The sequence below is a fragment of the Cutibacterium namnetense genome (genome assembly GCF_001642025.1).
Lineage (GTDB): Bacteria > Actinomycetota > Actinomycetes > Propionibacteriales > Propionibacteriaceae > Cutibacterium > Cutibacterium namnetense.
In genome coordinates this window covers 473,254-487,620 of record NZ_LWHO01000003.1, presented here as the reverse complement: position 1 = coordinate 487,620, position 14,367 = coordinate 473,254, and the positions used below count along the sequence as shown (strand labels likewise).

Genomic DNA, 14,367 nt, shown 5'->3' with positions numbered 1-14,367 from the left:
GGGTTATCCCGCCGGCCCTGTTCTAATGCCAGACAACGATCTTCAGGTCGTCACTTCTCCTCTTTAGGTAACCGCCACTGGTCGTGCTCAGTGATGTTGCGCGGACGCGGGCCGTGATAATCAGGGCCATAGGCTCCCGGAGCTGGGCGCCGCTTACGCATCGGTGCCACCACCCCCGGCGCAAGACGCCGTGAAATGACCAGGAATCCGGTGTGGCCAGTCGTGCCATGCGCCGGACGAATAGCTAACCCTTCGGCGTGCCAGTCACGTGTCGTCGTCTCAGTAGCCGATGGCTCAGTCCATCCACCATCTGCACGGAGAGTATCCATGACTCGACCCATCTGGGTCGTTGTTGCGACATAGCAGCACAACACACCGCCAGGAACCAAGACTTTACCTACCGTCTCGACGCATTCCCATGGCGCCAGCATGTCTAGGATGGCCCGATCGATTGGCTCCGAGCTGATACCCGTGACTAGGTCGGACACCTTAAGATCCCAGGTAGACGGGACTTCCCCGTAAAAGGACTCGACGTTCTTGCGAGCGACATCAGCGAACTCCTGACGCCTCTCGTAGGAATGTAGGCGTCCCCGTGGGCCGATAGCGCGTAGCAGCGGGATCGACAATCCCCCGGATCCAACTCCTGCCTCAAGTACTCGGGCCCCGGGGAAAATGTCGGCCCACATGGTGATCTGGGCTGCTTCTTTGGGGTAAATAATGGCGGCTTCGCGCGGCATCGAGACGGTGAATTCGCTCAGGATCGGGCGCATAGCCAAAAAGTTCAAGCCACCGACAGAAGTGACGACGACTCCCTGAGGCCCTCCGATGAGATCGTCATGGCGTACTGCTCCCTTTGTGGTGTGGAACACGCCACCATGCTGTAAAACGATCGAATGCTTACGACCCTTTGGGTCGGTCAGGGTGATCCGTTCGCCAGCCCGTAGAACTCCCCCACCGCCATTCGCTACCGGGGCCGCTGGTTCGTCGGCGAGATGCCAGAGGCTGACCACATCAGCCAACGACAAACCTGACAAGTCGGGACGATGAACCCGCCGTGGACCCGGCCCAACCTCCGCCAACCCCGTGACGGTCAGCACCGCCGCGCCGGCCATAGTCGCCGAAGTAGCGCCCTTCGGGGAGTCCTCGATGGCTAGGCAGTCAGCGATGTTGACACCAAGACGCTTAGCGGCAAGAAGATACGGGTCTGGGGCGGGTTTCGCGGTCTTTGGGGTGACATCATCGAAGGTCACCACAGTGTCGAAGGGATTACCGATCTTGTCAGCCATGGCCTCCAAAACCGGCTCGATAACAGCATGAGCGGAACCGGTGACGATCGCCATCGGAATACCGGCCGCGCGAATCTCGGCGAGAAGGCTCAAGACGCCGGGACGCCAAGGCACCTCACGTTCCCGATTAAACCGCGAAACCATGGTGATGAGCTCATGTCGGACGTCATCAACGGTCAGTGCCCCACCTAGGTCGGCAGCCATGGCCTCGCAAACGTCAGTCAGCGGGCCGCCAGTAAACTTATTGGCCTGCTCAGGTTCCCATATGACCCCGTGCGAGGCGAGAATCGCCAACTCGGCCTCAACCCACCGGGGCTCAGTGTCGACGAGAGTACCGTCGAAATCCCACAAGACAGCGGCGAAAAAACGGTCGGCGGTGGCGATGTGCGTCTCAGTTGGCATTGAAATAATTAGCCTCCGGGTGATGGACGACGAAGATGTCGGCGGGCTGTTATGGACGGAGTCGGGGCTCCTGCGACATCTCAGCGCCGATTCTCGTCGGGTCGAGTAGTTTCACCACCTTGGCGCGATTTTCGAGGGTCGGACAGGCGGCGTAACCGAAACTGTACCGGTAGCCGCGGCAGGTCTGGTGATCGATGGTGTCGCCCCGCGCCTCAACCTGGGACGCGGGCTAGCCTTGACGCCATGCGACTTCGACACATGAACCGGCCATGGGTCGTCGTGGCCTTCGGCGGCTGGAATGACGCCGGATCGGCTGCTACTCAGGCGGCGACTCTCATCGCTGAATACTCTGAAGCAAGAACATGGCGCACGATTGACGGGGAGGCCTTTCATGACTTTCGCCAAACCCGTCCCGCCATCACCGTCATGAACGACCTCGAAATCGTTAATTGGCCGAGTACTGCCATCCGGATCGGGAGATGGCAGGGCCGCCCTATCGTTGTCGTCGACGGGCCGGAGCCGAGTTTGCGCTGGCGGACTTACTGCTTTCGGCTGCTACGACGGCTACGTAAGCTCAAGCCAGCTGGCCTCATTGTGCTCGGCGCGATGGCCACCGATGTGGCCCACACACGACAGCTCCCGGTCATGGTCTCTGCCACTGATCCCAACGTCATCAGCGAATTAGGGGCAGAGAAACTCGAATACGACGGACCCACCGGCATCCCGTTTGTCCTTGTAACCGAGGCACGTCGTCAAGGAATGAATGCCATTGGCCTATGGGTGGGAGTGCCGCAGTATGCTTGCGAGTCGCCTTGTCCGCCCGCGACACAGGCCCTCTTGATGCGGATTGAGGAACTCACTGGGATTGCGCTGCCACAAGCTGGGCTCGAAGAAAATAAACGAGATTGGGCGGCCGCAATCGATGAGGCGTTGGTCGACCATCCTGACCTGGCCGAATACATCGCAGCGCTGGAAACCGAGCAGGACGCCTCCCTCTCAGAGGGACTGACGGGCGATGTCCTCGCAGTTGAGTTCCAGTCTTACCTACGCCATCGCGGACACTAAATTCAAGCTATTAGTGAGCACGCACTTGCGCAGACAAAGCCTGGTTGCGTAGTGAGGTGACAACCTGATCAGGATTGTCGGAACGGTAGACGGCGGATCCTGCCACGAAGGTATCGGCTCCTGCTTCGGCGGCGCGTTCGATGGTGTCAGCTGAAACGCCACCGTCGATTTGCAACCAGATATCCGTACCTGCCGCGTCGATGAGCTTGCGAGCCTTGCGTATCTTGGCAAGCACCGGATCAAGGAAATTTTGTCCACCAAAACCTGGTTCGACTGTCATAAGGAGGATTTGGTCAAACTCCGTCAAGATATCGGCGAGCTGCTCGACTGGGGTTGCCGGGCGCAGAGCCACCGATGCCCGAGCCCCCATCGACCGAAGCTCACGAGCGAGCTTGACTGGTGCGGTAGCAGCCTCTAGGTGGAAGGTGACCGATTGGGCTCCCGCCGCAACGTACTGCGGTGCCCACCTGTCGGGATCTTCGATCATGAGGTGAATGTCAAACATGAGGTCGGTGGTTGGACGCAACGATGACACGAAGGGTGCCCCCATCACGAGATTCGGCACGAAGTGACCATCCATGACGTCAATGTGTATTCCGTCAGCTGACGGGATCCGTCCTACCTCACCAGCGAGGTTGGCCAGATTAGCGTTGAGGATTGACGGTGTGATGCGAACTGTCATGGTGTCAGCCTAAGGGTTGACACCACTGGCATGGCGAAACGTTACGGCGTCCGAGCCCTGGTTGACGACGCAGGGTTGCCGTCGAAGTGGACCTGCATCATTTGGCGGTCTAGCTTGGCGCGCACATACTCGGTGGCAACGTCGGTCGGCTTTGAGGTTACCAACCACTGTGTTCGGTTCATGGTGTGGCTGCCTCAAGTTCAGCAGCCACACTCCCGGTCTCACTTCGCGGCGATACCCAGTGCGTCGAGAGCTGACTTCAGCGTGGACTGGGCTGTTTTGGCATCTCGCGCAGTCGTCTGAATCAACTGATCATCCTTGAGCCAAACATATGCCTGGTAAGAAGGCACCTCAGGTCCGTTGTCATTCGAGGTTGCGGTGGTGTAAAGGGATGCTCTCTTAGAGATAGCTTCGTAACCCTTGATTGGGGTTACCTTCATAGTGGTCTTCGTTTTGTGGCCCTGCAATTCCATTGTCACATGACCGCACTTAGAAAACTGCTCGTTCTCGGCTCCGTACATTTTCTTCTGGCGGTTCGACATGGCCGCATTGAAGTTCACGACGATTGGCGCCGACTGGGTGCCAGCAACTGCAGCAACGACGTTCTTGATCTCACTGCTAGTAACGCCAGTAGTACTCTGCTTGAGGATCGTTCCGCAGTCAGCGGGGGAAATCTTCGCCTGACTGATGACCTTGGTGACTTGGTCCACCTGGGTGGCGAGCTGGGGGCTATCCACGACGGTGAACGTCTGGTTATCAATCTTCCTATCCGAGATGGCCTTGGTGAAGTCATCCTTGCTGAGGCGCTTAAGTGCCTCAGACTGCTTGTGCTCCGTGGGCGTTTGCGAAGCCGTGGCCGACGCGCGTCCGGAGGTGGCGCTAGCGGACGTATCGGTGGATGATGAATTACCTCCACACGCGGCAAGACCAATGGTCATCACGCCAGCCATGCCGAATAGACAGGTCTTCATCAGTGTTGTGGGCATCCCGGGATCTCCTAAAATAGATGTGCAGTATGTAATCTGATGTTTGCAAAGGGTAACTTGAGTGCTCCCCCGGTCACGGTGATCTAATCATAGGATGGCTATGGGTCAGACTCGGTGCGAACTGTCGTTGCTCAAGGCGTTTCGGGCTCATTGCGTTTGCGCAACAGTGCACAGAACATGGCATCGGTGCGGTGGCGGTGTGGCCATAGCTGGACGGCATTGGAGTTTCCAGACGCGGCGGTGTTAGGAATGTCAGGAAGTAGGGCAGGAGCGTCGATGATGTCGACAGGCAGGGTTGCACGCGCAAAATCAATGATGTCGATGGTTTCGGCGCGATGCGGTGAACAAGTGACGTACCCAACGACACCACCAGGTTGAGCAAGATTGACCGCTGAGACAAGAAGTCGACGCTGGAGTTGAGCCAACTCCCGGACATCAGTGGGGGTACGACGCCACCGGGCATCTGGGCGTCTACGTAGGGAGCCCAGACCGGAGCACGGAACGTCAGCAAGAACGGCGGCAAAGGACTGCGCTGGCAGTGGCGGGCGTGTGCCGTCGGCAGTTATCACGCGATGGTCGCCCGGGATGGTCTTGAGGGCTTTCGCAACGAGATCAGCACGATGCTCATGCAGTTCCACTGCGGTCAACCTGGTGTCATGCTGGCTTGCGAGTCCAGCCAGCAGCGCAGATTTTCCGCCCGGGCCGGCACACAGGTCAAGCCACTGGCCGAAACAGCCGTTGGCCTCAGCCGCACGCAGCAAGGCCAGGATGACGAGTTGGGAACCCTCGTCTTGTACACCAGCCCGACCCTCACGCACCGCCGCGACATCGGACGGGTTTCCGGGACGCACAACTCCCCACGGGGAATACCGAGTTGGGGTGCCGGGCATAAGTTCCTCGCGCTCGGCGAGCCCGGGACGAACAACCAAGGTGGGGACCGATGGCTCGTTGTCGGCGAGCAAGGCGGCTTCCAGCTCGTCAGCGCCCAGACGGTTCTGAAAGGCTTTGACGATCCAGGTGGGGTGAAGAGTACGCAACGCCATAACGTCGACGGCATCGCATCCGCCGATTTCGGTGGCCCACTCCTCGAGGCTGTGGCTACTGATACGACGCGATACCGCGTTGACAAGCCCAGTGACGCGCTCACCAATGACCTGCCCAGCCAGATCGACTGATGACGCTACGGCCGCCCTCGTTGGTACCCTCATGGCCAGGATTTGATGCGCTGCCATGCGCAGCACCACCCGAACTCCGGGCTGAAGTTTGGCGGGAGCTCGGTTGGAAGCTGCCGCAATGATGCGGTCCCAGGTGCCCGTCCCACGGGAAGTTCCATCCACTAGCTCAGTGGCGAATGCCGCATCCCGCCCGGTCATTCTGGCAGCACGCAACTGATCTGCTAGGGCCAGGTTGGCATAGGAGCCATGGGTCTCCACTGCTAAGAGAGCGGTATAGGCCAGTCGTCGCGCTGGGTCAGCCTTACGGCACTTCTGATGCGAACGCTGATTCATCGCAGCCTAGTTCCGGCGTCGATGTCGGCCCCTCGAGCCCAGTCAGCCCCACTCATGACCTTCTTACCGAAAGCTTGCACCTGCAACAGCTCGAGGGGCTGCGAGCCAGTACCGAGGAACAACTGCTTGCGGGTTGCGACGAGTTGACCAGGTTGGGCCGTTGCTACGGTGCTCGGTACGCGGTCCCCGGCCTCAAAGCAACGGGTACGCAGAATCTTGAAACGCTTATCGCTTAACTCAGCCCACGCTCCTGGCGCCGGGGATGCGCCTCGGACGAGGTGGTCAATCTCCTCGGCAGCAGAGGTGACGGCAATACGGACATCACCAGGGTGGATTTGTGGAGCGATTGTCACTCCTTCGACAGATTGTGGCGTCGGTTCGACTCCAGCCTCAATGTCCTTAAGGGTGTCAATGACAAGAGGCGTCGCAGTACGAGCTAGCTCGTCAAGAAGCTCACCGGCCGTTGTCGTCGAGCCAATAGGAACCATCATGGAGCGGTACACTGGCCCAGCATCAAGGCTTTCAACCAGCTGAAAGACGCAAGCACCCGCCTCTTCATCACCCGCCATGATAGCCCGCTGTATGGGAGCGGCACCGCGCCACCTCGGCAACAGGGAAAAGTGAAGGTTGATCCAGCCGTGTCGTGGTGTTGACAGCAGATCGACGGGAATGAGACCTCCATAGGCAACGACGACTGCTGCGTCGACGTCGAGGGATGCGACGGCATCGTGACCCTCGCCCGACTTCACGCTTGTCGCCTTGATGACGGGGATCGCGAGTTCCTCGCCAACCTTGGCGACCGGGCACGGACGCGCAGAACGGTGACGTCCGACTGCTGCGTCAGGCCGGGTCAGAACAGCAACAACTTCGTGACCGGGATTGGCTACCAAAGCCGTGAGCGTCGGGACGGCCACGTCTGGGGTACCAGCAAAAAGAAGTCTCACACCGCAAGCCTATCGACCTCACAACAGGTTAACCGGGTCGATGACGACACGCAGACTACCTGGCTCGCGGCTCATGGTGTGCTTGGAACGTAGCCGGAACAGGCCCTGGGAAAGCTCGGTAACAGGCATCGTGCCACGAGGACGGACGATGATCCGATCCCGTTGCGATTCGCCGGCGCGACGTGGTTGTGGAGCTGGGCCAAGCACCTCAAGGTCTGTCCCGAACCACTCGCCTAGTCGCTGTGCTGCGGATGCCACCGCTTTCGGATCACCGTCGACAATTCCGCAAGGCACCGCGGGCGGGAAACGTGCTTCCCGACGATCGGTGAGTTCACGTGCCGCCCACCCGGCGGGGTCATTTCGAACCATAGCCTGCAAGGCGGCGTCTTCCGAAGGGCCGACGACAACCGCCCGTCCGCCATCTCGTACTGATCGGACCAAGGCCAAGATTGCCATCCAGCGATCAACGGTCTGTTCCACTGCCGCCAGGCCAGGCCTCGACAAGGAGGACACCGCGTCCAGGATGACAGCGCAGGCATAGCCCGATTCCGGCGCGGGTTCAGCGCCTGGGGTGGCAACAACTAATCGGGGATCCGAATCGACACTGTCGCGAACGTGAGCGCCGGACGAATCAACTACGGGAACATCTGGAAACGCCCGTCCCAATTCTGCGGCTGTCGTCGTTGCCCCCACAATGCCTGACCTCACTTCAGTGGAGCCGCATTCTGGGCAGTGCCACGAAGATAACTGACTGCCACACCAGGTGCAACGGAGATGGACCCCAGATTCAGTACGCCGTCCCACGACCGGTCCACCGCACGAAGGGCATCGCACTGATGTTCGGCAGCGTGCGCATGACGGGGAGACGAGATCGCCAACTCGCGGAACAGAAACCAGAACAGGGCCACGCAACAGTCCATCACGAATGGTCGTCATGGCAAGATCGGGAAGCCGAACTGACCGCGCCAACGGGTCACGTTCCATAGCGACATCAGAGTCACCGGGAATGCGAACTGGCGCGCAAACTGCCCGCATAGTCGGGCGGTCCGCGCCGATTCCGACGAGCCATCCTGACCCTAGCCACGAAGCGCTGCGCACCGAGCAGGAATAGCTCGCCAATAACAAAGCACAGTGATCAATCTGGGCTCGCAGTGCAGCGACATCGCGGGTATTTGGGTACGGAGCTCGCGGCTCGTCATGAAGGTCGGACCCTTCATCCCAGACGGCGATCAACCCCAGGTCCGCCAGCGGCGCCATGACGGCCGAGCGGGTTCCCACAACGACCTTCGCTGCGCCACGAATGACTGCCAGGTAATGACGCCAGCGCGTTGACGCAGGTTGATCAGCGTGGAGCACCGCGACGGTTCCTGCACCCAAGACAGCCTGGAATCTCGCCTGCAGGATGACGACGTCCTCCACCGTTGGGCAACACACCACCGCGCTGCGTCCAGACGCTAAGGTGGCACAGACCGCTTGCAGTAAACCGTTGCTCCAATCCCCGAGGCGATCCTCATCCCCTGGGCCACAAACCGGACTGACCCGCCAGTGAGCTCGAGGGCGTTGCCCAGCCTTGAGCAATGTGAGGAAGTGTTGGCCCCGATCGAGGGTCATCAGGGTCCCCAACGGCATCGTCGGCGTCGGCGTTGGCCACGGCGGAGGATCAGCGGCCTCCGTCGTGGCGTGCCGGGCAGGGATAGCCCATCTGAGTACCTCGTCCTGGGTGCCTGCCCAGTGGTCAGCCACGTGACGGGCTAAGTTGAGCTGAGCTGGCGTAGCAACAACCTGGTTAGACACCAGCTTTTCAATCGGTGCCAACTTGACCCCAGGTTCTTGCTCATGATCAACCGCTACCACGACGCCGTCACATAGCCGACCGGCGAGTTTGGCCCGCACTCGTACGCCTACCTGGACTCGATTAACGAGGTCGTCAGGGATCAGGTAATCGAAAGGGCGGTCAAGGTGGGCCAGACCGGAAGACAGGACGACATGGGCGATCCATGACGTTGTCTCCAACAACGGTTCGGTCATAGGGCAGATACTACGGCCCGCTACCGACGGTGTCGCGGTGCGTTCTCTCAGAGACGTGCGGCCGAAGCCAAGGCCTCGGCGCGGTCCGTCAGCTCCCAGGTAACCCCGGGAAGCTCACGACCGAAGTGGCCACCAGCGACGAGCTGGGAGTAGATCGGCCGTAACAGGTCGAGGTCCGCGATGAGCGCACCGGGACGCAGGTCAAAGACCTCGCCGACAGCGTGCTCGATAACAGTTTCGGGCACGTGATTGGTACCAAAGGTGTCAATACGGAATCCCACGGGGTGGGCAGCACCGATGGCGTAGGCCACCTGGCACTCGCAACGATCGGCCAGCCCGGCTGCGACGACGTTCTTGGCTACCCAGCGCATCGCATACGCTGCGGAACGATCGACCTTAGACGGATCTTTACCCGAGAAGGCACCTCCCCCATGGCGTGCCATCCCGCCATAGGTGTCGACGATGATCTTGCGACCGGTCAGTCCGGCGTCACCCATGGGGCCGCCGATAACGAATTTGCCGGTCGGGTTAACGAGTACCCGCATGTCTTTATGATCGAGGTCGTAACGCTCCAGCACCGGGTCAATCACGAGGCGACATAGATCGGGGATCATCGTGGCATCCAGGTCAACTCCCGCACGATGCTGGCTTGACACGACGACGGTGTCCACCGCCACGGGTTTATCGTCCTCGTTGTAACGAATCGTCACCTGGGTCTTGCCATCAGGGCACAGATAGTCCAGCACACCGTCCTTACGGACCTTCGTCAGCTGCAAGGACAGCGCATGAGCCATGTCGATAGGCAGCGGCATGAGAGAAGGAGTCTCGGTGCACGCATAGCCGAACATTAAGCCCTGATCCCCGGCGCCCTGGGCGTCAATGAGATCCGTGGAACCATGACGAGTTTCATAGGCCGCGGTCACCCCTTGGGCAATGTCAGGGCTCTGCGCATCGATCGCGACCGAGACACCACACGAAGCTCCGTCAAAACCCTTGGAGGACGAGTCATAACCGATGTCAAGAATACGGGAACGGGCAATGTCGGCGATGTCGACGTAGGCCTCGGTGGTGACCTCGCCACACACCATCACCTGTCCGGTCGTTACGACGGTTTCCACGGCAGCGTGGGAGTGGGGGTCCTCGGCCAACATGGCATCAAGGACAGCGTCGGAAATGGCGTCGGCAATCTTGTCCGGATGGCCTTCCGTCACTGATTCCGATGTAAACAGACGAGTAGGCATGGCGTTTCCTGTCCGCGCGGCCACAAGCCGCGCATTGTGTTACTGAGTAGCCAGCAGCGCGTGGACCTCGTCGAGGATGGCAACAGCCGCCTGCGACTTCGATCCGGTAATGCGACGGCCTGGCCCCTGCTGGTGGACCATGGTCACATCGGTGCCGACCTTGCCGAACACCTTTCCGCCGCTCACGTCGTTAACGACCACAAGGTCGCAACCTTTACGTGCGAGTTTGGCCTGGGCCAGCTGCAAGAACTGGTCACGGTCTGGTGCCGTCTCGGCGGCAAATCCGACGACAACCCTGTTCTGTACCGATTGGGAACAGATGCGGGCCAAGACGTCGGGAGTCTGGTGAAGTTTGAGGGACATCGTTGTACCTGTGGCGTCGTCCCCCTCGTATTTCTTGATCTTGGTGTCAGCAGCCACCGGCGCGAAGTCAGCGGCAGCAACGGCTTGGATGACAACATCGGCCTGTCGGGCCAGGTCGTTCATGACTTCGGCAAGGTCTTCAGTGCTATCAATGCGGGTAATCTGCACATCCGACGGCATAGCGACGTCAGCATGGGCAGCGACAACGTGGACATCAGCTCCACGAGCAGCGGCAACTTGGGCGATAGCCCTGCCCATTCGACCTGATGACGAGTTACCGAGGTAACGTACCGGGTCGATGGCTTCCCGAGTGCCCCCCAGGGAGACGACGACGCGTCTTCCAGCGAAATCCTGCTGGGCCATCGCGGCGGCGCACTCAGGCGCAGTAATGAGGAGGTCGACGAATTCTGCAATCTCATCGGGGTCAGGTAGACGTCCCGGGCCCGAATCACGACCAGTAAGGCGTCCCGAAGCTGGATCCTTAACGACGATGCCATGGCGACGTAGAGTCGCGACGTTATCGACGGTCGCAGCGTTGTGCCACATACCGGTGTGCATAGCGGGTGCGAGCAGTACCGGTGCTGACGTGGCCAGAATCGTCGTCGTCAGGAGATCATCGGCGTGGCCCCTCGCAATACGCGCCATGAGGTCGGCAGTTGTTGGAGCTACCACGACGATGTCGGCGCGCTCAGCCAAGCGGACATGCTCCACACTGGCAACGTCGTCGAATACCTCGGTGTGGACCGGATGCCCACTCAGCGCTTCCCACGTCGGGCGTCCGACGAATTCGAGGGCAGCCCTAGTGGGAACAACGTGGACCTCATGGCCGGCTTCGGAGAGGAGCCGCAAGAGCAGGCATGCCTTGTAGGCGGCTATCCCTCCCCCGACACCGAGAACGACGACACTCACGTCGGCCCCAGATCAGGCGTTTGGATCAGCGAGGTCAGCGAAGGGATCATCCAACTCAATGGCCGGGGCCTCTTGGGCAGCAGCGGCCTGGGCGGCGATTTCCTCGGCATCCATTTCATGGGCCTCGACGACGCCCGCCTGGATCTCGCGCATGGCGATGGAGAGCGGCTTCTCCTGGTTGGTGGTTTCCACCAGCGGGCCGACATTCTCCAGCAGGCCTTCCGCCAGTTGCGAATAGTACGCATTGATCTGACGGGCGCGCTTCGCCGCGAAGAGGACGAGGCGGTATTTCGAGTCGACGTGCTCGAGGAGCTGGTCAATGGGTGGGTTGACGATGCCTTCAGGCGTGGTCTCGGTCAAGGAATGTCCTCCAGATACGGTCATAGACTCAGTAAGTCTACCAGATGAGCAACGGCGCGGTCTACGGTGTCGTTGACAACAACCGCGTCAAACTCATCGGCGTTGGCCAGCTCAACCTTTGCGGTCGCCAGACGCTGTTTCTGCTGCTCTGGTGTCTCCGTGCCGCGACCGACCAGACGGTGGACTAGCTCGTCCCAAGAGGGAGGCGCGAGGAAGATCTGGGTTGCTTGCGGATAGGTCTCGCGCACCTGGCGAGCTCCCTGCAAATCGATCTCCAAGACGACGATGCGATTATCAGCAACTGCGCGCTCGACCAGACCGCGTGGCGTACCGTACCGGTGGCTGTTATGAACAGTTGCCCACTCAAGTAACCCATCGTCGTCAATAAGCTTGTCGAACTGTTGCGGAGTGATGAAGTCGTAATCGATCCCATCACGCTCAGTGGGACGCGGCGGACGGGTAGTCACTGACCTGGAAACGACAATCTCTGGATGACTGCGGAGCAACGCCCCTACCACCGTTCCCTTACCGACTGCAGTAGGCCCGGAGACGACGGCCACCGTGACCGGGCCGGGATGACGAAGGCCGCGGGCCTGAGGGATGACGGGGTCGCTACTCATATGAACACCTTAATGGTCCATAGCGACGCAGTTGTACCGAGGGACGATCGTTTCAACAGCGGCGGTCGAACTCAGCGCGCAGTCCGGCAATCTGATGACGTCCAAGGCCCCGGATACGCCGGTTAGGAGCAATCTCGAGACGCTCCATAATTTCAGCAGCGCGCTTGTCTCCGACTCGTGGTAAAGCTTTGAGTAAATCGACGACCTTGACGTGAGCAAGCACCTCGTCGTTAACGGCCGTATCAAGGGCCTCAGACAGCGTCATGTTCCCAGAGCGAACTTTCGCTTTGAAGTCAGCGCGGACTCTTCTAGCCCGTGTCGCTGCTTCACGAGCAGCCGAAAGCTGTTCAGGTGAAAGAGTGGGTATGGACACGAGCCCCTCCGATCAGGTGTGCAGCACCTCCGCGCGACAGCGGGAGGTCTCCACCGGGGACCCCGATGGAGACGTTCGGCACATTAGTCTGCTTAGCCGTCGGTTGCGTCTGTTTTGTCGAGATCTGTAGCTAATTCGTCAACTTCGGAGGTGAGATTTTCTCCATCGGTCACATCGGTACCAGCAGCGGAGTGCTCAGCATCACTGGCATTTCCGCTAGCCAAGTCCACATTGCCCACTTCTGCAGGGGAAAGATCGCTGTGTGCCCCGCCAGACATAGATTCAGCATCGTCAATTTTGCTGGACGGCTGCTCGATGTCCTCGTCTGACACTGGCAAGCTGGAAGAAGCCGCGTCGTCAGACGGTAGATCTTCGGCGCGGGCAGGCTCATGAGCGATGACCGCACCAAGAAGCCCGTTGAGGAAGGGGGCCGAATCGTCAGTCGAGAACTCCTCGCTCAACTCGATTGCCTCCGAGATCACCGCGGGATTCGGGGTATCTGTATGCAAGATCTCGAACGCGCCAAGGCGGGCGAGGATACGGTCCACCCGCGGCATTCGGGCCAGTGTCCAGCCTTCAGAAAGGCAATCAGTCAGGATCGAATCAAGGCCAACCTGGGTGGCTGCCACACCACGGACCAAATCAGCCGCGAATGGCCTCACCGGATTGGTGAAGACACCTGGACGAGCTGCAAGGACCTCAAGGGGGTCGGTACCCATGAGGTCCGCTTCGAACAGAATGTCGAGAGCCTGTTTACGGGCTTTCGACCGGGTCGAGAGGTCCGCGTGCTTCTTGATGTCCCCGCTAACGCGCTTGACCTCGAGGTCGCCGATCCACTCGATAGGGCCCTCGTCGTTAGGCGTGGGAACCGTATTCGCGCTCACTTCTCGGAGATGCGGCCGAGGTAATCGCCGGAACGGGTGTCGACCTTGACCTTTTCACCCGTGGTGATGAACAGCGGCACCTGAATCTCACGGCCAGTCTCGAGAGTCGCAGGCTTAGTGCCACCAGTGGAGCGGTCGCCCTGTAGACCAGGCTCGGTGTAGGTGATCTCCAGCTCAACCGAGGCTGGCAGATCAATGTAGAGCGGGTTTCCCTCGTGCAGAGCCACAGTTGCCGTCTGGTTCTCGAGCATGAAGTCCTTGGCGTCACCGACGACCTCGGTCGGGATGGGCAGCTGCTCGTAGGTCGACTCGTCCATGAAAATATAGGTGTCGCCATCCTGGTAGAGGTACTGCATGTCGCGACGATCAACTTCAGCCGACTCAATCTTGACGTCGGAGTTGAAAGTGCGATCAACAACTTTCCCGCTCAGCACGTGCTTGAGCTTGGTACGCACGACGGTGTTGCCCTTACCCGGTTTGTGGTGCTGGAACCAGATGACCGTCCACAGCTGGCCGTCGAGGTCGAGAACGGTGCCGTTCTTGATGTCATTGGTGGAGATAACCACGGGTCGGGCCCTTTCGGAATCGTCGGATGGGAGATGGACGGGTGGTGGCGGCAAGTCACGTTGCCCATCCTCGGCAAGTGTAGCGGAATCCCAGTGTGACCGGTTGCCCAGGAGAGCGTCGCCTCAGCCAACGACAGTATCGATTGGTGA

At 60.0% G+C, this 14,367-nt stretch carries 14 protein-coding genes; 1 reads left to right on the top strand and 13 read right to left on the bottom strand.

The genetic code is table 11. The annotated features are described in order from the left end of the window. Positions 1–50: 50 nt before the first annotated feature. Entirely contained in the window at positions 51–1,688 is a 1,638-nt protein-coding gene (locus tag A5483_RS05835) for an HAD-IA family hydrolase (RefSeq protein WP_063811218.1), read from the bottom strand. 258 nt (positions 1,689–1,946) lie between these two features. Here A5483_RS05835 and A5483_RS05830 point away from each other — a divergent pair, with 258 nt between their 5' ends. Continuing rightward, the gene (locus A5483_RS05830) at positions 1,947–2,753 is read left to right on the top strand and encodes a proteasome assembly chaperone family protein (RefSeq protein WP_042842582.1); all 807 of its coding nucleotides are present in this window, start codon (positions 1,947–1,949) and stop codon (positions 2,751–2,753) included. Between the two features lie 10 nt (positions 2,754–2,763). Here A5483_RS05830 and rpe read toward each other — a convergent pair whose 3' ends face one another. The 12 genes from rpe to efp form a co-directional block, all read right to left on the bottom strand. Further along, the gene (rpe, locus tag A5483_RS05825; protein WP_002548670.1) at positions 2,764–3,435 is read right to left on the bottom strand and encodes a ribulose-phosphate 3-epimerase; all 672 of its coding nucleotides are present in this window, start codon (positions 3,433–3,435) and stop codon (positions 2,764–2,766) included. A gap of 221 nt (positions 3,436–3,656) precedes the next feature. Beyond that, positions 3,657–4,421 (bottom strand): hypothetical protein, encoded by a 765-nt coding sequence (locus A5483_RS05820; RefSeq protein WP_002548719.1) that lies wholly within the window; start codon positions 4,419–4,421, stop codon positions 3,657–3,659. A 131-nt stretch (positions 4,422–4,552) separates the two neighbouring features. After that, on the bottom strand, positions 4,553–5,929 hold the full coding sequence (locus tag A5483_RS05815; RefSeq protein ID WP_002548587.1) for an RsmB/NOP family class I SAM-dependent RNA methyltransferase: 1,377 nt from the start codon (positions 5,927–5,929) through the stop codon (positions 4,553–4,555). Next, the gene (gene fmt, locus A5483_RS05810; RefSeq protein ID WP_063811217.1) at positions 5,926–6,873 is read right to left on the bottom strand and encodes a methionyl-tRNA formyltransferase; all 948 of its coding nucleotides are present in this window, start codon (positions 6,871–6,873) and stop codon (positions 5,926–5,928) included. The genes A5483_RS05815 and fmt overlap by 4 nt, the downstream gene beginning before the upstream one ends. Before the next feature lie 18 nt (positions 6,874–6,891). Further along, positions 6,892–8,901, bottom strand: coding sequence for a primosomal protein N' (locus A5483_RS05805; RefSeq protein ID WP_063811216.1), 2,010 nt, complete (start codon positions 8,899–8,901; stop codon positions 6,892–6,894). Between the two features lie 47 nt (positions 8,902–8,948). Further along, positions 8,949–10,142, bottom strand: coding sequence for a methionine adenosyltransferase (gene metK, locus A5483_RS05800; protein WP_002548431.1), 1,194 nt, complete (start codon positions 10,140–10,142; stop codon positions 8,949–8,951). Positions 10,143–10,181: 39 nt separating this feature from the next. Beyond that, positions 10,182–11,414 (bottom strand): bifunctional phosphopantothenoylcysteine decarboxylase/phosphopantothenate--cysteine ligase CoaBC, encoded by a 1,233-nt coding sequence (coaBC, locus tag A5483_RS05795; protein ID WP_063811215.1) that lies wholly within the window; start codon positions 11,412–11,414, stop codon positions 10,182–10,184. 12 nt (positions 11,415–11,426) lie between these two features. Beyond that, the gene (gene rpoZ, locus A5483_RS05790; RefSeq protein ID WP_002516821.1) at positions 11,427–11,774 is read right to left on the bottom strand and encodes a DNA-directed RNA polymerase subunit omega; all 348 of its coding nucleotides are present in this window, start codon (positions 11,772–11,774) and stop codon (positions 11,427–11,429) included. Between the two features lie 20 nt (positions 11,775–11,794). Then, entirely contained in the window at positions 11,795–12,394 is a 600-nt protein-coding gene (gene gmk / locus A5483_RS05785; RefSeq protein ID WP_002548746.1) for a guanylate kinase, read from the bottom strand. Positions 12,395–12,446: 52 nt separating this feature from the next. Next, the gene (gene mihF, locus A5483_RS05780) at positions 12,447–12,767 is read right to left on the bottom strand and encodes an integration host factor, actinobacterial type (protein ID WP_002548876.1); all 321 of its coding nucleotides are present in this window, start codon (positions 12,765–12,767) and stop codon (positions 12,447–12,449) included. Between the two features lie 92 nt (positions 12,768–12,859). Then, a complete protein-coding gene (gene nusB / locus A5483_RS05775; RefSeq protein WP_063811214.1) occupies positions 12,860–13,651 on the bottom strand; it encodes a transcription antitermination factor NusB in 792 nt (263 codons plus the stop codon). Continuing rightward, the gene (gene efp, locus A5483_RS05770; RefSeq protein ID WP_002548452.1) at positions 13,648–14,217 is read right to left on the bottom strand and encodes an elongation factor P; all 570 of its coding nucleotides are present in this window, start codon (positions 14,215–14,217) and stop codon (positions 13,648–13,650) included. Before efp ends, nusB begins: the two co-directional genes overlap by 4 nt. Positions 14,218–14,367 lie beyond the last annotated feature (150 nt).

Bases quoted from the DNA above. Each gene is read 5' to 3' on its own strand.
- A5483_RS05835 (WP_063811218.1), bottom strand. From the start codon at position 1,688: ATGCCAACTGAGACGCACATCGCCACCGCCGACCGTTTTTTCGCCGCT.
- A5483_RS05830 (WP_042842582.1), top strand. From the start codon at position 1,947: ATGAACCGGCCATGGGTCGTCGTGGCCTTCGGCGGCTGGAATGACGCC.
- rpe (WP_002548670.1), bottom strand. From the start codon at position 3,435: ATGACAGTTCGCATCACACCGTCAATCCTCAACGCTAATCTGGCCAAC.
- A5483_RS05820 (WP_002548719.1), bottom strand. From the start codon at position 4,421: ATGCCCACAACACTGATGAAGACCTGTCTATTCGGCATGGCTGGCGTG.
- A5483_RS05815 (WP_002548587.1), bottom strand. From the start codon at position 5,929: ATGAATCAGCGTTCGCATCAGAAGTGCCGTAAGGCTGACCCAGCGCGA.
- A5483_RS05805 (WP_063811216.1), bottom strand. From the start codon at position 8,901: ATGACCGAACCGTTGTTGGAGACAACGTCATGGATCGCCCATGTCGTC.
- metK (WP_002548431.1), bottom strand. From the start codon at position 10,142: ATGCCTACTCGTCTGTTTACATCGGAATCAGTGACGGAAGGCCATCCG.
- gmk (WP_002548746.1), bottom strand. From the start codon at position 12,394: ATGAGTAGCGACCCCGTCATCCCTCAGGCCCGCGGCCTTCGTCATCCC.